This is a genomic window from Streptomyces sp. NPDC002676 (genome assembly GCF_053592455.1).
Map to the genome: position 1 here is coordinate 437790 of NZ_JBSFVT010000001.1, position 18469 is coordinate 456258.

Genomic DNA, 18469 nt, shown 5'->3' on the forward strand with positions numbered 1-18469 from the left:
CACCCGGGGCGACCCCTGCCTTCCCGGCTCGACAGCCACTAGATTCAATCCATGGCGGATGCGACACGCGAGATCGAGCGCAAGTACGAATCCGACGACAGTGGGCTGCCCGACCTGACCGGCGTCGGCGGAGTCACGGCCGTGCTCGACAAGGGCCTGGTCGAACTGGACGCCACCTACTACGACACCGCCGACCTGCGCCTGGCCGCCGCCTCCCTCACCCTGCGCCGCCGCACCGGAGGCTCCGACGCCGGCTGGCATCTGAAGATCCCGGTCGCCCCCGGAGTCCGCGACGAGATCCGGGCGCCGCTCTCCGACACCGTCCCCGACGAACTGGCCGCCCTCGTGCGCTCCCGGGTCCGCGACGCCGAGCTGATCCCCGTGGTCCGGCTGCGCTCCGCCCGCGACGTGCGCCACCTCCTCGACGCCCACGGCACCCTGCTGGCCGAGGCGAGCGTCGACACCGTGACCGCCGAGCGGCTCACCGCAGGCGGCGGGGCCGCCCAGTGGACCGAGATCGAGGTGGAACTGGCCGACGAGGGCGACCCGGCCTTCCTCGACAAGGTGGAGAAACGCTTGCGCAAGGCGGGCGTACGCCCCTCCAAGGCACCGTCGAAACTGGCCCGGGCCCTGGAACAGACCGCCCCCGGCCGCCCGAAGACCTCCGGACCCCCCGAGCCGAAGACCGCCGGCGACCACGTCCTCGCCTACCTCCGCGTCCAGCGGGACGCGCTGGTCGCCCTCGACCCCGCCGCCCGCCGGGACGTACCCGACTCCGTGCACCAGATGCGCGTCGCCACCCGCCGGGCCCGCAGCACCCTGCGCACCTTCGGCAAGGTCCTCGACCGCACCGTCACCGACCCCATCGGCGCCGAGCTGAAGTGGCTGGCCCGGGAGCTGGGAGTGGACCGCGACCGCGAGGTCCTCACCGAACGCCTCACCACCGCCCTGGACGACCTCCCGCCCACCCTCGTCAGCGGCCCCGTCCACGACCGCCTGGCCGCCTGGGCGAGCGCCCGGCACGGCAGCGCCCGCGGCCACGTCACCGGCGTCCTCGACTCCCGCCGCCACCTCGCCCTGCTCGACACCCTCGACACGCTGATCGCCGACCCACCCCTGCGCAAGGCCGCCGCGGGAAAACCGGAGAAGGTGCTGGCCAAGGCCATCAGCAAGGACCTGGCGAAGCTGTCCGGCCTGGTCGGCCAGGCCCTGGAGCTGCCCCCCGGCGAGGACCGCGACCTCGCCCTGCACGAGGCCCGCAAGAAGGCCAAGCGCACCCGCTACGCCGCCGAGGCCGCCACCCCGGCCCTGGGCTCCCCGGCCCGCTCCCTCACCAAGTCCACGAAGTCCCTGACCACCCTCCTCGGTGACCACCAGGACAGCGTCATGGCCCGCCACACCCTGCGCGAACTGTCCGCGGTGGCCCACGCGGCGGGCGAGAGCGCGTTCACCTACGGCGTGCTCTACGGCAGGGAGGAGCAGCGAGCGGCCCAGGCCGAGACGGACCTGCCGGGCCTGTGGGCGGAGGTCGAGTGGCAGAAGGGCAAGAAGGGGGCGTCCGGCTGAGCGAGGGGGCAAGCCCGGGGGTCCGGTCGTCGGCCGTACGGGGGAGTCCGCCGGGCGCGTTAGGCTTGATGGTCACCCCTGTCAGCTCACGAAGGTTCCCCCGATGTCTGTCGAGTCGGTGTTCCCGCAGCTCGAAGCCCTGCTGCCGCACGTGCAGAAGCCGATCCAGTACGTCGGCGGAGAGCTCAACTCCACCGTCAAGAACTGGGACGAGTGCGACGTCCGCTGGGCGCTCATGTACCCGGACGCGTACGAGGTCGGTCTGCCCAACCAGGGCGTCATGATCCTCTACGAGGTCCTCAACGAGCAGGAAGGCGTCCTCGCCGAGCGCACCTACAGCGTGTGGCCGGACCTCGAGGCGCTGATGCGTGAGCACGACGTCCCGCAGTTCACCGTGGACACGCACCGCCCGGTGAAGGCCTTCGACGTGTTCGGCCTGTCCTTCTCCACGGAGCTGGGCTACACGAACATGCTGACGGCGCTGGACCTGGCGGGCATCCCGCTGGAGTCCAGGGACAGGGGCATCGACGACCCGATCGTGCTGGCCGGCGGCCACGCCGCCTTCAACCCGGAGCCGATCGCGGACTTCATCGACGCGGCGATCATCGGCGACGGCGAGCAGGCCGTGCTGGACATGACGAAGATCATCCGCGAGTGGAAGGCGGAGGGCCGCCCCGGCGGCCGCGAGGAGGTCCTCCTCCGCCTGGCCAAGACGGGCGGGGTGTACATCCCGGCGTTCTACGACGTCGAGTACCTCCCGGACGGCCGTATCGCCCGCGTGGTCCCGAACCGCTCGGGCGTCCCGTGGCGCGTGTCCAAGCACACGGTCATGGACCTGGACGAGTGGCCGTACCCCAAGCAGCCCCTCGTCCCGCTGGCCGAGACGGTCCACGAGCGCATGTCGGTGGAGATCTTCCGCGGCTGCACGCGCGGCTGCCGCTTCTGCCAGGCCGGCATGATCACCCGCCCGGTCCGCGAGCGCTCCATCACCGGCATCGGCGAGATGGTCGACAAGGGCCTGAAGGCGACGGGCTTCGAAGAGGTGGGCCTCCTCTCCCTGTCCTCCGCGGACCACTCGGAGATCGGCGACATCGCCAAGGGCCTGGCGGACAGGTACGAGGAAGACAAGATCGGCCTGTCTCTCCCCTCCACCCGCGTCGACGCCTTCAACGTCGACCTGGCCAACGAGCTGACCCGCAACGGCCGCCGCTCCGGCCTGACCTTCGCCCCCGAGGGCGGCTCCGAGCGCATGCGCAAGGTCATCAACAAGATGGTCTCGGAGGAGGACCTCATCCGGACGGTCTCCACCGCCTACGGCAACGGCTGGCGCCAGGTGAAGCTGTACTTCATGTGCGGCCTGCCGACGGAGACGGACGAGGACGTCCTCCAGATCGCCGACATGGCGACCCGCGTGATCCAGAAGGGCCGCGAGGTGTCGAAGTCGAACGACATCCGCTGCACGGTCTCCATCGGCGGCTTCGTCCCCAAGCCCCACACCCCCTTCCAGTGGGCCCCGCAGCTCTCGGCGGAGGAGACGGACGCGCGCCTGGAGAAGCTCCGAGACAAGATCCGCGGCGACAAGAAGTACGGCCGCTCGATCGGCTTCCGCTACCACGACGGCAAGCCCGGCATCGTGGAAGGCCTGCTGTCGAGGGGCGACCGCCGCATCGGCGCGGTCATCCGCGCGGTGTACGACGACGGCGGCCGTTTCGACGGCTGGCGCGAGCACTTCTCCTACGACCGCTGGATGCAGTGCGCCGACAAGGCACTGGCCCCCTTCGGCGTGGACGTCGACTGGTACACCACCCGCGAGCGCGCCTACGAGGAAGTCCTCCCCTGGGACCACCTGGACTCCGGCCTCGACAAGGACTGGCTCTGGGAGGACTGGCAGGACGCCCTGGACGAAACGGAGGTCGAGGACTGCCGCTGGACTCCGTGCTTCGACTGCGGCGTGTGCCCGCAGATGGACACGGCCATACAAATCGGCCCGACCGGCAAGAAGTTGCTGCCGCTGACGGTCAAGAACGCAGGTCAGGCGCCCGCTTCGAGTGGTCACGGGCACTGAGGTGAGCGAGGCCTTGATCGGGTGATTGAGGCGCTGGCGGGGGTGAGTGAGGAGGAGGTGGCTGCGGCGTTGGCTGCGGTCGGCGCTTCACGGCCTCGCCAACTGGCGCCGTCGGCCTTCTCTTGGACGCCACTGCCAGCGCCTGGAGGCGGCTCGCAAATCGTCTCCGAGGTGGAGTGGGTCTGAGGGCCGTTCCAGCTTGTGCGTGACCTCGTGGCTCCGCGAGCCCCCTTCCATGACTGGGAGGGGGGCTCGTTGGTATTCGGTGGTGCGAAAGTCCGTGTCCTTGGCGCTATGGAGTTCTCCAACGCAGCTGATTTGCAACCTAGTCCGCGCCGTCCAAGGGCCCGGCTGTGTTCCGCGCCGCGCTCCACCTTAGGCACGCTGCGCCAACCTGCACCCAGGTGTGGGCAGGGCCGGTGGGCATGAGTTGACCACCGCACAGTGTGGCCACGGTCAGAACGCAGCTTCCGGTGGAGGATCAGGCGGCAGGGGGATGGAGGGGGTGCCGTTGTGGCGCTGAGTTCCCTCCCACCTCGTACACCGCCGCGCAGGCAGAGCCGAGCAGACGGTGGATGAGCCTCGGGCGTCCACGCAGTGGTGGCTAGTGTCTGAGCCCGTTAGAGATCTCGCTGCATGAGTGGTTTTCTGTACGGCGGTTCACGCCCTCTAAAACGGGTGCTGATCGCGAATGGGGCACTGCCGCGGGTCGTGGACGCGCCGGCGGACGCGCCTTGAGGTCGGGGTTTTCGCCGTGCTCAACGCGCTCGATGCTCGGGGGCAGTCGGTGCACAGAACGTAGCTGCCGCCTCCTGGGTGCTCTAACCCCCTCCAGGAAGCGGGGCTGAGTCCTCAGCGGGTAGACAGGGCTTGGAGGCCTCTTATACCGCCGCCTGAGGTCAGACCTGGTTCGCGCATCACAGGAGGCCAAGCTCGATTCTCGTCTCCTGGGCCGTCTCGGGAATGAGCGGTAAGTAGATCATGTAGAGCAAGCTGGACGGGGCAGGAATGAGGTCTGCTTGGTGTGCAGGAGGTCGAAACTCGAGGCGGGGTTACTCCCGTTTCGGGTCGCGTGAGTGCCCCGATCGGCCAGCCCTTCAATGCTCGCCACGACGGCCCGGGCTCCTGGCTTCGTCGCACCCCAACAGGCGGTCTAGCACTGCCAATGCGGCCCGCCGCCGGGCTGGGTTACGGCTCCACACAGCCGGACAGACCACACAGACGAAGACGAACACGGGTAGCAGGGCGCCGATGATAGCCGGGAAGTAATTTTCGCTCCAGACCGCCGCGGCCGACAGGGCGATCGTAGGAGCAGCAGAACCGCCGATGACAGCGGCGCTCCTCGCCCGGGAGCGGGCGGAGGGTGTGGGGTCCTTGACCATGTGCAGCTCCAGGGGTTGGAAGTTCCGACTGGAAGCCCAGGACACACCCGTGATCAATTCTGTGGCACCCAGGAGGAAACCCCGGCGCTCTGAGCTGCTTTCACTGGCATGCGACATGGAATCGGCGGCATTCTGTGGGAGGTAGGACGGCATAGGGAGAAGGCATTGAGCGAACACGCTGGCACTGCGGGGCGGTCGCCTGGGCGCCCGCCTGGACCTGTGCCGACGGTCGAGCCGACTCGTTCATACGCGATGGGGCTGCGTGCTTGGAAAGCGTCGGCAGGTAGGACGAACGCACGCCTTGCGGAGGCCACAGGCTTCTCTGAAGCGACCATCGGTCACACACTGTCCGGTATTCGTTACAGTGCGCTCAATGAAGCCTTGCTAGCCCGGGCGCTCAAGATCCTCAAGGCGTGTGGAGCGAAGCAGTCTGACCTCGAACGCTGGGAGCGATTCCACGATGAGCTCGGGGCTTGGGTCAGGCGGGGCATGCAAGGGACGCCACCTATGCCACCCCTCCCACCCGAAGCGGAGTGGACCGGGCCCCGCCCATCCTTGCCCGACACGGTCACGGCACTGCTAGCCCGGCAGCGAGAGGACAGCGACAGCGCGCCCTACGTACTCCCGGAGGGGAGATTACCCCGCCTTTCAGAGGTGTACGTGCGGCAACTTCTCGACTCAGAGAGCGGCGAAGGACCGGCTGCCCGCTTGGTGCACGACGTCCTCAACGATGGGCCTGGGCACCTTCTGGTTGTCGCGGGGCCTGGCGGCGGCAAGTCCACCCTAGTCCGTCAACTAGCGGGGAGCTTCGCCGACTACTGGCTGAAAGACAGTGGACCGTTCTCAGTAGTTCCTCTCTGGGTGACGGCCACCGAACTCGCGCGCCGGCCTGAATCGCTCGAAGCTGCATTGGTGCCAGCCGTACTCCCCCAAGGGTTGCGTTGGCTGGCTCTCGTGGACGGGGTCGACGAGATCGTCGAAGGCGGCACCCGCCGGGCGTTCGTGATCCGGTTGGCGCGCTTCGCCGAACAACACCAGAACACACACCAACTGCTCGTCACCACTAGGCCGTTGCCTGGTGAAGAGGTACGAACCTTGCGGGCGGCGAGCCTGCCCCCCTACGTCCTCGAACCCTTCGACCGCCCGCGCCTGATTGATTTCGCGGAACGATGGTTCGGCGACGAGGAGACAGCCGCGGACTATGTGCGCCATGTCGACCTTGCCTGCCTGGGGTCACTGGTGCGCGTGCCGCTGCTCGCCACCATCACGGCCGTCGTATATGAGGCGTACCCCAACAGCCCACTACCAGGCAACCAGTACCTGCTGTACGAGCAGTACCGGAGGCACCTGGCCCGGAGCAAGGAAAAGCAGCTTAGTGAGCAGTGGCAGCGACTGGAGGCTGCGGTACGGGACGAAGCGCCGGGTTCGGCGGCAGCCGTCCGAGAACTGGCGGCACAACGCGGTGAGGCATTGCTGCACCACCTCGCTGTCGAGCAGACCACACGCGGTATCGAGAACCTGACCCAAACTGCCCTGCGGTGGTTGGACGAGCAATTGGATATACCGGCCAGCCGCCTCATGCTTGGCTGGCCCGACCACGTCAGAGGGCTCCTCGCCGCTACAGGCATGATGGTGCGCACGCCAGCGGATGTGCAGTTCCTGCACACTAGTTTTGCTGAACACCTGGCCGCCGAGTTCCAGTCCAAGCAGCTCCCTGACGTTCCTGCCCTCACCGACCCCGCCTGGGGACCAGTCGTCGACCGCGCTCGCGCCCATGACCAAGCATCTCTTGCCACACTCATCCACGCCGCCCATCGCTCCACGACCCTTGCCAAAGCGTTGTTGACGAAGCTGCAAGCCGGTACGAGCGCGGACCGGCTGGTCGCCGCTCATCTGCTTGCAGAAGGTCCGATCCTCGACGACGCACATGCCCAGTGGTTCCTCGCCCAGCTCGACGGGACCGACCCCGACCTCGACCCTGACTGGTGGCGGCTCGCAGCCAGAATCGGCCACCCAGACGTCACGGACCTGTTGACGGAACTAGCCTGCCGACCTGGCGAACGGCGCTACGCTGCGGCGGCTGCGCTTGCCGCACACCGGCCAGCGGCTGCGGGCGCCGAGCTCCTAAATTTGGTCCTGGCAGCCGGGGAACTGTGGGCGACCCGATGCGACGCTGTGCGCACTCTGGCCCGACTTGGGGACCGACGATCGCGCCAGGCCGCCCAGGCCCTGCGGGAGCAACTGCTTGAGAGGCCGCGCGACCGCTTCAACCGCGAGTCGGCGGTTTCCGCCCTCAAGGAGGTCTACACCACCGGTGAGCTAGAAAGCTTCTTACGCGATCGGGTGGCCCGCTTGGACGAGGCAGTTGACTTCGTCGCGCTGTTAGTACTGGCGGCCGTCAGTGATGAGGACGCTGAGGATGTCAGAGACCGTCTGGTCTCGCTGATCGGTTCGACCGTCACTGAGTCCGTAGCCGACCACGCGGTTGAGACCCTTTTGGAATTGCCCGGATCGGTAGGGGCAGCAGCACTCCTCGACCTGCTCACCTCAGCAACACTGACCCTTCGGCAGCTGCTGCGCCTTGCGTGCAAGGGGATTACGGCTGGGTTGGACCAAGAGGAGATCTTGAGCGCCATGCTGGGAGCGGCTTCCCAGTCGCCGCCGTACGAGATCTGTGACGATCGGGAGGTATTCGTCCTTGCTCGCTCATTCAGCATGCTCATGGGGCAGTTGCACGAGGACGTGAGTCCGGACCTGCTAGCTCTAGCCCATGAAAACGTCTGTTCCTTTGGGCGATACGTACCGGACCATCGAGGCGCATTGGTGGGACTCATGGTCGCCGGGTGGGAGTTGATGGCCGCCAATGACTGGAATGAGCCTTGGGACCGGTCGGGCGGCTTTGAAGCAGCGCGGTTCCTGCTCGCCGACATGGAAGAGATGCTTCTGCCGCCGCGTCGTAACAGGCACGACGATTCGTGGGAAAACTTTTCGTTCCAGGCGTGGGATTGGCACGCTACGATCTGGCCAGGCCGGCGTGGCGGCCTTCGCGCCTGGGGTGAGCGGATTGGCCTGTTGGGGTCTGATGCGACGAACGCCAACGCGTTGGTGGACACAGTAGCGGCCTTTACTAGCGAGACCCGGGTCCCTGAAGCAGGGCGCGCTGCGGTCCTGCTGGCGATGGTGCTCTTGTCGTGCCTAAGCAGCGGCCAGATGGACAGCCAGCAGAGGGCTGCGCACCTGCGCAAGCTCGGTATGAATCATCCCCAGCACCCCGCCTTGTGTGAGCGCCTGAAGGTAATTGCCGAAGCCTTCCAAGTGGAGGCGCTGTATGGGTCGGGCACCTAAGGGCTGTCAGGAGCCCATTCAGAGGAGGCAGCAGCGATCCGTGCCGTGGCGCAGTTGGCTGATCCTTGCGATCGGGCAGCGTGTTGTGCGGGCGCTCGGCCCTCCTCCGGACTGATGGTCGTGTTCAACGGCTTCTGTGTGCCGTCGTTGCCAGCGGGGTTGCCGTCACCGCGATCTAGGAGATCAGCCGAGATAGGGCCGCTCACGGTGCTCCAGGAAGTGACGGATCCGGAGCCGCTGCGTGTGGTGCATCGGCAGTTGATCAATCTCCTCTGGCTGGACGAATCGCAGCTCCGTGGACTCGTCCGAGATCGCGAGTCGGCCGCCGACCATGCGGGCGGTGAAGCAGACGTTGAACTGTCTGCGCACCTCACCGTCCGAGTAGGCGATGACGTGCCGAGGGTCGGTGTACGTGCCCACGAGCCCAGTGATCTCTACGTCCAGACCCGTTTCCTCCTTCACCTCGCGGACGGCCGTTCCCGGAAGTGAGTCGGTCATGTCCATACCGCCGCCAGGGAGCGCCCAGAGATCGTTATCCCGTCGGCGCTGAAGGAGGATGCGCCCTTCGTCATCGGTAACCACGGCGGACGCGGCGACCACCAAACTGTTCGGCTCAGGTGCCGCCGGGTCGTCGTAGTACTCGGTCCGTGCCATGCTCACCCTTCCCGGACTGGCGTCGCGGTCGCCCACACCGCAGCGAAGCTGTCAGCGTACGTGTCGAACATGCCGCCTTCCCCACTACGGCGCAGGTGCCAGACGGGGGCACCGTAGGCGTTCACTCCCCAGACATGAGCGTTGACCAGTGCCTGATCATCGGCCCGGTAGATCGAGTTGTAGAGCGTGGTGCCATGGGTCCGCAGCTCGATGCCAGGTAGCCCGACAAGGGGGCGATAGTGCATCAGCGCGAGACGGCAACGGGACTGGATCCCGTGGCCGAACTTCTCTTCTTCGCCGCGCTGCTGGACGTTTGGGCTGTCCGCGTCGCCGAGTGCAATACGGACTGCGCAGCCCTCGGCCGCTCGCTCCTTCAAGAGCTCGTTGAGTCTCGGGTACGCCTCGTGCAAGAAGATGGCGGCGTACACCAGCACGTCGATCTGCTCGCGAGCCTGGGTCAGCATGTCCACGAAGGTGGACACGGGGATGTCCGCGCGCTGGTCGTAGAGAGCCACAAGCTCCGGACTGACGGCGCGGGCGGGGCGTGCCTGGCGGAGCGATGGCCATAGAGCGTGCACGTCTTCTCCTAGCGTTTCCGCTGTCAACATGGCCGTGGCACGGCGTGGTGTACGCCCCAGATTGACCCATCGTTCGACGGACTTGGGATCGACTTCGACCCTGTCCGCGAGGGCGGTGTACGTCCAGCCGCCGGCCGCCATGGCAGCACGTAACCTCTCGTTCGGCATCCCAATCTCTCCTAATACCCGGGGACGGCACTAGGGACGTTCTACAAGACGCGGGACGTCCCGAAGTGGGGTTTGTCGGAGGTTCCGACGTCCTGTTGGACGGCAGGATGCTCGTGCCCATGGCGAGCAACCAGCAGACCAGACCAGGCATCGGTGAACTGGCGAAGGACACAGCCAGCGGACGTATCGGCGTCGTCATGGGTGAGGTCGGCGCCCGGGTGCAGATAAGGCCCATCGGTGGCGGCGTCGAGTGGGACGCCAAGCCGGACAACGTGGTGGCGTCGACTGCGCGGGAGGAACTGACCGCCCGCCTGGCCATCAAGAACGGCAACAGCCGGGACGGCCTGTGATGCGCGCCATCGGCCGGTATGCGGGGGTCCTGTTCATCATCATGATCAGCGGCTCGTGTGGCCTGGTGATCGGCATGGCCCTCGGTATCAGCCAGTAGACCGGCCGCCCCGGACGGGGTGCCAGTTCCTTGGCTCCCCCCTTCCCCGTTCGGGGCCGGCCTTCCATACCCCCGGTTGTCCTGGGCGATGCCTTGGCGGCCGACGCGGGAGCAAGTGCCAGAGCACAGCGACACTCAAGGAGTATTCGCATGACGGCAACGGCCAACGATCAGAGGACTGGTCGCGCGGTGGCTGGTGAGGACCTGTTCGACAGCCTCACGCACTTCGTGGTCGTCCACAACGGGCAGACGCGCGAGCGGGCCGAGCGGATCGCGGACCAGGCGGTGGCCTTCCTGGTTACCGCAGCAACCGCCACCGTCCCCATGGTCCCGTCGGACGACGTGGACCTCGGTTTGCACGCACTCATCCTGCACACGAAGGAGTACGCAGCACTGTGCGAGCGGTACGCGGGCCGCTTCTTGCACCACAACCCGATGCCGGGCGGAGGGGCCCGTGACCCGGAGAAGGTTGCTACCTCGGCACACGCGATGAAGGCGGCCGGGTTCATGGTCTTCGACGGCCTCTGGACCGTGGACGGCACGAACCTCGCGCAGTGCGACTCGGACTGCGGCCGCCCGTACGGTCAGGCGTAGCTACACGACACCAGCGCGCGGCCGACCTTGATGCGTGGTCGGCCGCGTTGCCCGGAAGGAGAACTGACGTTGTCCGGGACACCCCCTGAACTGCCGATCGTGGTGCTCGACGCACTCATGCCCACAGCTCAGCGCCTGGTCGTCAATCGCCGCGGCTCGATGGTCTGGGAGGTCGAGAGCGATCGGGGGCAGTACGCCGTGAAGGTCGGCTATCCGATCGAGGCTACGGCCGACTGGCCAGCCCAGCCGTGGACGGCGCTCGCACCAGCACGCGAAGGCGCCGTGCTGCACCGCCTGGGCTTCCGTGACTTCGCGTACGGCGAATGGGAACGGGGCACTTGGAACTTCCAGCCGTGGCGCGAAGGACCGGACCTCTACCAGCTGTGGGCGCCCTGCCGTGAGCCGGACTCGCGCATCGAACCGCACACCAGCGTGGCCCTGGGCTGCGTGGAAGTGCTGGCCGAACTGCACTCCAAGGGCTGGGCCCACGGCGATGTGCAGCCCGCCCACTTCATCATCGGGCCGGAACGGACTCACGTCATCGACTTGGCCCTGGCTCGTGGCGGCCACGTGCCCGGGGGGTACGACTTCCCATTCCGCGGCTGCCTTGTCCACTACGAGGCACCGGAGATCGCGCGCAGTGTCCTCGCCACCGGGGAGGCAGATCCCACGCAGGAGGCCGACATTTACGCGCTCGGCGCGTCACTGCTCATCTCCGCCACGGGATGGCGGGCTGTCGAGTACCCGGACGACGCGCCGCGCGCCGAGCAGAGGCAAGCCGTGGCCGACGGCAAGCGTCGTCCCGTGAAAGTACGCGGCGAGCTGGGCGAGCTGATCGACTCCATGCTCAGTCCTGCGCCCGAAGACAGGCCCACGATCTACGAGGTCGGCAAGGCTCTGAGCTGAACCCCCGAAGCGCCGATTCACTCCGACGACGCTTCGCACATCGAAGACCAACCACGCAAAGACCGGACCACCCTCAGCCTGGACAGCATTCCGGGTGGTCAAGAACGCAGGTCCGACGCCAGCTTCGAGCGGTGACACGCACTGACGCGAACGAGGCACTCGACCGGGTGGTTGAGGCGCTGCGGGGGTGAGTGGGGATGAGGTTGTCGCCGCGCTGGAGACGGTAGGAGTACCGACCAGGCGGCGGCAGCCTTTCGCGCGGGACGTGTCGAGTGTTCGCCGGCTGAGTACCCCATTTGTGGGCTGCGGCGCACTTGGGTGATGGTCGAGGGTCCTACGGAATGAACAGGTTCGCCAGATAGGTCGGTTTGGCCTCTATCTCCGCATAGCGCCCGGTCTCCTTCGACCAAGCGACGTTCCCAGCGGTGAGCGCGTTGAAGTCCCTGACGCAGCGCAGCGCGTCGTCGACGACGTCGTCGGCGAGGCCGGAACGTGTCAGCCGCCCGGGCAGGACCTGTTCGAGATCAAGGATGCGCTGGACGTATCCGGCCTGCATCACGGCCACTCGTTCCGCCGCCTCCTGGAGGCTGCACCGGTGATGATGGCAGATCACCGTGACGGCGTTGAACGCATAGTCATGGGCGAGTTCTTTGGGCAGTGAGTAGAGGTCGTTGATGCAGGCATTCGCATAGATCACTGCTTCTCGCATGTCAGTGAAGGCGGGGTTGGCATGCAGTTGGTCGGGCAGATCCACACCGGTTCCGATTTCCATCAGGTCAAGGACGGCATCGAATGCGAACGAGGCGCGGCGGTGCGCGAGGTATTGCTGCAGGCCGGGCACACGCCCTTGTTCCCGGTGGATCATGTCGGCACGGTAGCTGTCGAAATACCACAACAGGTGCGGGACAAATCGGCGTTGCCATGTGGAAGAGCGGACTTCCGTCGTGCGGCGCCACAGATCGGCCAAGGAGCGCGTCAGCCGCCCAGCCGTAACATTTCCGTCGAATACGGCGAACAGTGGCCCGAACGCCTCCCGCCACTGCTCGGGCCGGTAGCCGCGCACCGGGTCGTCGTCGAACTGGTCGTCCAACTGGAAGAGCCACGCGTTCCACTGGGTGATCAGCGTCAGCGCCTCCTGTGAGGCGTTCGGGCACAGCCACGCGGTGAGCCGGTCCACACGAGTGCGCTGCACATGCCGACGCGCCTCCTCGGTGGGCACCAGGCCGAACTCGTCCAGCCATGCCTCAGCAGCCGCGGCAGCCTCCTGGAGTTCCGGATTGAGCGCTGCGGGTACGGGTATGCAGAGGTCCGGAATCCGGAAATTGTCCATACGTCAGCTCGCTTCTCGGTAATCCTCTGCCATTCGCGGCATCCGGCGGCATTGCCGATGCGGCATGCCAAAGCCCGCATGGAGCATCACCACACCGTCCCAGCCACCGACGTAAATTACCCTGCCTGTCGATGGCGTTCGACCGAGGATCACAGACCGGGTCAGGCCCGGGTCAGCTGCGGTGGCCGGGCCTGTTCAGACGAGCCAGGAGCAGAGCGACGTCGTCGCCCAGGCCGTGAGTCTTCTGCGTAGCGGCAAGGAGGTCGTCGACAACGGTCTCCAGGTCCGCCGTGGGAGCCCCTCGCAGACCCTGGAGAAACCTCTCGATGCCCTGGTCGATGTCCTTGTTCACGGCCTCGAGCAGGCCGTCGGTGGTCAGTGCGAGCACGCTGCCCGGAGCGATGCGCAGGCGGGTGGTCGGGTACCGCTGCTCCCGGTCGATCCCCAGAGGGAGCCCGCCGGGGACCTCCAGGAGGCGCGGCGGCTTGCGGGGCGTGACCAACGCTGGGGCCGGATGGCCCGCCCGGCACACCCGGAGCGTTCCGTCGGAGGGGTTGAGTGCGATGTAGCAGCATGTGGCGAACAGGGCCCTGTCCGGGTCGGTGTTCAGTTCGGCCAGCAGGCGGTTGGTGCGTTCCAGGACGGCCGAGGGCGGGTGTCCTTCGTTCGCATAGGCGTGTACGGCGGTACGCAGTCGCCCCATGAGGGACGCGGCGTGAACGCTGTGTCCCTGCACATCTCCTATGACCAGAGCCACGCCGCCGTCGGGCAGGCTGATGGCGTCGTACCAGTCGCCACCGATCCACATGCCGGAGGTGGCGGCCTGGTAGCGGGCGGCGATGGTCACACCCGGCACCGTGAGCGGCCCGCGCGGCAGCATGCCGCGCTGGAGCTCGGTGGCGAGTGCGTGTTCCGACTCGTACATGCCGGCTCGCTCCAGTGACTGGGCGAGCAGTCCCATGGCGGCGATCAGGAGGGCCCGTTCCTCGGGCAGAAATTCCTGCGGCTCGTGGAAACTGACGAGGCAGCAACTGACGTGGCCGCGCGAGTCCGTGAGCGGCAGTACCGCCCACGCCTGCAGGGCCGACTGTGCGGGCGGTGCCAGGTGCGGATAACCGGTGATCAGCGCGTCCGCGGAGCCGATGAGAACGGGCGCCCTGCGGTCGAGTGACTCCTGCGCGAGCGTGCGGGCCGTGGCGTCGAGGACTCGCAGGGAGTTCTCGCCCTGCTCGTCGTCGGCGCACGAGGCGACGACGGTCAACCGGTTTCCCTCCGGGGCGATCACCGCCAGCGCGTCCGCTCCGAAGGTACGCAGTCCTGCCTGTGCGGCGGCCATGATGTCCTTGACCGTCACCGCGGCGGCCAGAGCCGCGGTCAGCTCCCGCATCCAGCGGTCACGGGTGGCGCGCTCGTACAACCGCCGCTTCTCCGCCTCGTGGCGTTCATGGACGGCCGTTGTGTCCATGACCACTCCGACCATGCGGGCCGGCAGCCCGTCGGCGCCGGGCAGGACGCGGCCCCGGGCTTCCAGGGACCGGTGCCGGTCGCCGTCGGAAGCGACCCGGTACTCGATCTGGTAGTTGCCGCAGGATTCCGCTATCAGGCCCAAGGCGTCGCGCACATCGGCCAGATCCGACTCGTGTACTGCGGCCAGGAAGCTCGAGATGTCCGACGGTCCGTTCTCGGGCATGCCGTGCAGCGCGAGGGTGAGCGGATCGCAGCTCACCTCGCCCGTGGCGATCTCCCAGCAGAAGAAGCCCGCCTGCACGATGCTCGCGCTGGCCTGGAAGGCGCCGGGATGGGACTCATCCTCCCGTACGGCAGTACGCACAGGCCCGACGTCTTTCACTGGATCTCCCTGCCGTGGCGTGAACTACTTCCCTCCGAGGGATCAACGGCGCTCAACCGGATGGGCCACGCACCATAGTGGGGGGCCGATGGAAACCGGCCAGTGAGGCGACTCGAGAGTCTACGGGACTGCGACACCATTCCCTCCTAGAGGCGAACGGGACTCTCGCAGCGGAGGGTGCTCCCGCTCTTCCAGGGAAGATCGCCTGACCGACCCGACTGTGGCCGGATCGTGCGCATGGTAGTGGCTTTCTGGATCTTGCGCTAGACACCCGGCAGACCGCGTCGGCCGGGCATGCGAAGGCGTTCCGTGGCGGAGCAAATCGGCCCGACCGGCAAGAAGTTGCTGCCTCTGACGGTCAAGAACACGGCGCCAGGCGTGGGCGGCGGTTTCGGGGGCGGACTCGGTCGGCGTCGAGACGTTCAGTCGAGGGTCGCGAGGTGGTCGGCGGTGCCCCCGTGCCACTCGATCATGAAAAGGGTGGCGTCGTCGGTGGTGCGCCCGCCTCGTTCGCTCTTCAGCGTGTGGGAGAGCCGGCGCAGATCCGCCCGTACACCCTCTGACGGCTCTTCACCCAGGCGGTTGACGCAGCGGATGAGGCGTTCCTCGCCGAACGCCTCGCCGCCGGCGACATGCTCCTCGATGATGCCATCGGTGTAGCAGAGCACCCGGTCGCCTTGCTGGAGCACGTGCTCGACGACTCGGGGCAGGTCACCACCGAAGCCGACGGGCAGCGTCGTCGCGCTCTCCAGCTGCTGCACCACCTGGCCGTCGCGGATCAGCAGCGGCGCGGGATGGCCCGCGTTGACCAGCTCCAAATCACCGGTGGCGATGTTCAGGTGCATCAGTTGCGCCGTGACGAAGTGGTCGGGCCCGAACTGCCGGGAAATGGCATCGTCCATGAACGCGTACTTTTCGTCCAGGCTGATGAACACGCGCCGGGCATGCCGGTAGGCGCCGATGGCCACGGTCGCCATCGTGGCGGCGTCCAGGCCGTGGCCCATGGCGTCGATGACGGCCATGTGCAGGATGTTGCCGTTGAGGGCGTAATCGAAGCTGTCGCCGGCGACGCGGTAGGCGGGCTCCAGGGCGCCGGCCACGTCGATCTGGGGCACGGACATCGCCAGCGGCGGCAGCAGGCTCCACTGGATCTCCGCGGACACGCTCATCGGCTCCCGACGCCGGGCCTGGAAGAACTGGTCGGTATAGGCGTTCTTGGTGACCAGCATGTCGGCGACCAGGCTGGCGAGCCTGCGGAGCAGTCGCCGGTCGTTGTCGCCGACCGCGTCCAGGGTGAGGGCCATTACGCCCACCTGGTCACTGCCGTCCAGCAGCGGCACATAGACCCGGACGCCGCCGCGGGGCTGCGGTACCTCGACAATGTCCCCGCGCAGGAAGGCCCGCCCGGCGGGGGAGTCGGACACCGGCTCTGGCTGCGCCACGTGCAGTTTCCTGCCCGGCAGCGGCACCAGCAACTCCTGCGCGTAGTCCTGGAGCAGGATGGAGACGTCACGACCGCCGATCCTGGCCACCCCCTCCGCGATCAGCGGGGCGATCATCTGGGGCGGCAGCAGCCGCGCTCTGTCCAGCAGCAGGCCGAGCAGCCGCTCGCCGAAACCCTCCGATCGGTCGATGCTTTCCGCGCCCATGGCCCGGTTTGTCACCCGCCTTCCCGCGTCCACGCTGGTCATCGCCTCCGCACAACGTGACCTGGGAAGCCGCCGGAGCGGTTCATTACGCCATGCGCGGCATGTCGGCCGCAGCTGCTGAAGCGCAGGAGAGGGGTGCGAGGCGGAGCTGCGAGTCGGGCGTGGCTGTCTGGCTGGTGAGAGCCCCTTCCGACGAGGGTGGCCGAGGCCTGCAGCTGATCTCCGCGCTCTGCCGGCGCTGGGGCACCCGTCACACCCGAACCGGCAAGTCCATCTGGACCGAACAGCCTCTCCCCACGGCCGCAGCCTGACCGCAACGGTCGTATCCGCCAGGCGTGGCCGCCCGATGTGGCGGATGGTGGTGGGGGACGAGGTCTCCGTCAGCTCCCCGTACCGGCAGGAGGACCGATGCGTGCTTCACGGCCGCTGGCCGCACTCACCGGCATCGCGTTGTTCGGCATCGTGCTGACCGCCTGCCAGGATCAGGCGTCCGGCATGATCGTGGCGCGCAAGGATGCCAACCTTGTGCAGGCCGTCTCGGATCCGTCCACCCACGGGTGCCACCGTTTCCGCGAGGGCGTGACCCACGTCGACAACTACACGCAGAGTGCCATCATCCTGTACACGACACCCGACTGCACTGTGCCGCGGGGAGGGCAGAGCGTCTACCTGACCATGCAGTCGTCGGACGAGGTGGTCAGGTCCACAGGACCGTGGCAGAGCTTCCGCTTCGCCCCCGGTTGACGTGCGGGCCCAAGCTGCTCGGCGGCGTTCAGCCGGGACCGGACGGTCCCAGCCGGTCGGCGAGGATCATCGCCACGTCGTCCGCCAAGTCGCCCACGGTGTGGCGGATCAACGCCCGGTGCAGTTGCTCCAGGAATTCCGCTGGGGTGGTGTCGGCGCCTATCTCTTCCATGATCTCCGGCAGGGCGAAGAAGTCGCCGTCACGGTCGCGGGCCTCGGTCACGCCGTCGGTGTACAGCAGCAGACGGTCACCGGGGGCGTACGGATAGCTCTCAGGCTTGCCGGGGAGGTCGCTGGCGAGGTCTTCGAGGCCGAGAGGCGGCAACGGCGAGGGCGGCATCAGCGGCGTAGCCCTGCCCTGGTGCAGCAGCAGCGGCGGCGGATGCCCACGGTTGATCAGCTGCACCACAGGCTCGTCCGGCACCTGCGCGATGAGTGCCGTGGTGAACCCTTCCAGAAGAGCTTCCTGCTCGTACGTACCCGGTACGGCGGCTTCACGTCGCAGCGCAGCCGCGCAGCGGTTCATGACCTCCGCGAGCTCGTCCTCGTAGTGCACGGCTTCCCGGAACGCGCCCAACGCCACCGCAACGGCTCGGATCGCGGACAGCCCCTTGCCTCGAACGTCCCCCACGATCATCCGGACGCCGTACCGGGTCTGCACGGCCTCGTACAGATCGCCGCCCACCCGTGCCCCCGTCCCGGCCGCCAGGCACATGCTGCCCGCCACCACTGAGCCCAGCCGCGCGGCCACGGGCCGCAGCACGACCTCCTGAGCCGCCACGGCGATCCGGCGGACCTGGTCAAGCTCTCTCTGCCTGCGTGCCTGCACGGCGCTGCTGGTGATGAAGCCGGCCACGGAGACCAGTGCCAGAGCCAGGAAATTGGTGTAGACCTGTAGTGTGCCCCAAGCCTGGTTATAGGTCGCGGTGGTCACGCTGATCGCCAGCGTGAGAGCCGCCGCCGCGGTGGTTCCCTTGGGTCCCATCGTCACTGCCGCCAGCGCCGGGACCGCAGTGAGGAGGGGGCCGGTGTAGATGAAGTGTGCAGGCGTGAGCTCGATGACCAGAACGGCCAGCGCGATCAAGAAGGGCACACACTTCATCAGCGTGAAGAGGACCCGGCCACGGCCGCCTGCTCCTGGCCGAGGGGCCGAGCGCCAGAGCGACGTCATGAACCAAGCCTGCCTCGCTG

13 protein-coding genes and 1 pseudogene are annotated in these 18469 nt (G+C 67.4%); 8 read left to right on the plus strand and 6 right to left on the minus strand.

Annotated elements, in window-relative coordinates:
• Window positions 1-51: 51 nt before the first annotated feature.
• From ACWD3E_RS02000 to ACWD3E_RS02010, 3 genes are all read left to right on the plus strand, one after another.
• On the plus strand, window positions 52-1566 hold the full coding sequence (locus tag ACWD3E_RS02000) for a CYTH and CHAD domain-containing protein (RefSeq protein WP_451385597.1): 1515 nt from the start codon (window positions 52-54) through the stop codon (window positions 1564-1566).
• Window positions 1567-1669: 103 nt separating this feature from the next.
• Window positions 1670-3631 (plus strand): TIGR03960 family B12-binding radical SAM protein, encoded by a 1962-nt coding sequence (locus ACWD3E_RS02005; protein WP_451385598.1) that lies wholly within the window; start codon window positions 1670-1672, stop codon window positions 3629-3631.
• Window positions 3632-5721: 2090 nt separating this feature from the next.
• Window positions 5722-8358: an NACHT domain-containing protein gene (locus ACWD3E_RS02010; protein ID WP_451385599.1), complete on the plus strand. Its 2637-nt coding sequence runs from the start codon at window positions 5722-5724 to the stop codon at window positions 8356-8358.
• Between the two features lie 183 nt (window positions 8359-8541).
• Here ACWD3E_RS02010 and ACWD3E_RS02015 read toward each other — a convergent pair whose 3' ends face one another.
• Window positions 8542-9012: an NUDIX domain-containing protein gene (locus ACWD3E_RS02015; RefSeq protein WP_451385600.1), complete on the minus strand. Its 471-nt coding sequence runs from the start codon at window positions 9010-9012 to the stop codon at window positions 8542-8544.
• A 2-nt stretch (window positions 9013-9014) separates the two neighbouring features.
• The gene (locus ACWD3E_RS02020; protein WP_451385601.1) at window positions 9015-9758 is read right to left on the minus strand and encodes an XRE family transcriptional regulator; all 744 of its coding nucleotides are present in this window, start codon (window positions 9756-9758) and stop codon (window positions 9015-9017) included.
• Between the two features lie 119 nt (window positions 9759-9877).
• Here ACWD3E_RS02020 and ACWD3E_RS02025 point away from each other — a divergent pair, with 119 nt between their 5' ends.
• The 3 genes from ACWD3E_RS02025 to ACWD3E_RS02035 all read left to right on the plus strand — a co-directional run bounded on the left by ACWD3E_RS02025 (window position 9878) and on the right by ACWD3E_RS02035 (window position 11706).
• Window positions 9878-10108 (plus strand): hypothetical protein, encoded by a 231-nt coding sequence (locus ACWD3E_RS02025; protein ID WP_451385602.1) that lies wholly within the window; start codon window positions 9878-9880, stop codon window positions 10106-10108.
• Window positions 10109-10356: 248 nt separating this feature from the next.
• A complete protein-coding gene (locus ACWD3E_RS02030; RefSeq protein ID WP_451385603.1) occupies window positions 10357-10800 on the plus strand; it encodes a glycine-rich domain-containing protein in 444 nt (147 codons plus the stop codon).
• A 69-nt stretch (window positions 10801-10869) separates the two neighbouring features.
• Entirely contained in the window at window positions 10870-11706 is an 837-nt protein-coding gene (locus ACWD3E_RS02035) for a protein kinase (protein ID WP_451385604.1), read from the plus strand.
• A gap of 334 nt (window positions 11707-12040) precedes the next feature.
• On the opposite strand, the gene ACWD3E_RS02040 is transcribed toward ACWD3E_RS02035, so the two are convergent.
• The 3 genes from ACWD3E_RS02040 to ACWD3E_RS02050 all read right to left on the minus strand — a co-directional run bounded on the left by ACWD3E_RS02040 (window position 12041) and on the right by ACWD3E_RS02050 (window position 16534).
• Entirely contained in the window at window positions 12041-13036 is a 996-nt protein-coding gene (locus tag ACWD3E_RS02040; RefSeq protein WP_451385605.1) for a terpene synthase family protein, read from the minus strand.
• 172 nt (window positions 13037-13208) lie between these two features.
• Window positions 13209-14885 carry a SpoIIE family protein phosphatase gene (locus ACWD3E_RS02045; protein ID WP_451385606.1) on the minus strand — a complete coding sequence of 559 codons (1677 nt, stop codon included), beginning with the start codon at window positions 14883-14885 and terminating at the stop codon, window positions 13209-13211.
• Between the two features lie 422 nt (window positions 14886-15307).
• Window positions 15308-16534 (minus strand): PP2C family protein-serine/threonine phosphatase, encoded by a 1227-nt coding sequence (locus ACWD3E_RS02050; protein WP_451385607.1) that lies wholly within the window; start codon window positions 16532-16534, stop codon window positions 15308-15310.
• A 188-nt stretch (window positions 16535-16722) separates the two neighbouring features.
• Here ACWD3E_RS02050 and ACWD3E_RS02055 point away from each other — a divergent pair.
• Together ACWD3E_RS02055 and ACWD3E_RS02060 are read left to right on the plus strand one after the other, a co-directional pair.
• Window positions 16723-16845, plus strand: a pseudogene (locus ACWD3E_RS02055) (ATP-binding protein); the annotation flags it as partial.
• Between the two features lie 97 nt (window positions 16846-16942).
• On the plus strand, window positions 16943-17278 hold the full coding sequence (locus ACWD3E_RS02060) for a hypothetical protein (protein ID WP_451385608.1): 336 nt from the start codon (window positions 16943-16945) through the stop codon (window positions 17276-17278).
• 28 nt (window positions 17279-17306) lie between these two features.
• Here ACWD3E_RS02060 and ACWD3E_RS02065 read toward each other — a convergent pair whose 3' ends face one another.
• The gene (locus ACWD3E_RS02065; protein ID WP_451386477.1) at window positions 17307-18380 is read right to left on the minus strand and encodes a PP2C family protein-serine/threonine phosphatase; all 1074 of its coding nucleotides are present in this window, start codon (window positions 18378-18380) and stop codon (window positions 17307-17309) included.
• Between the last annotated feature and the right edge of the window lie 89 nt (window positions 18381-18469).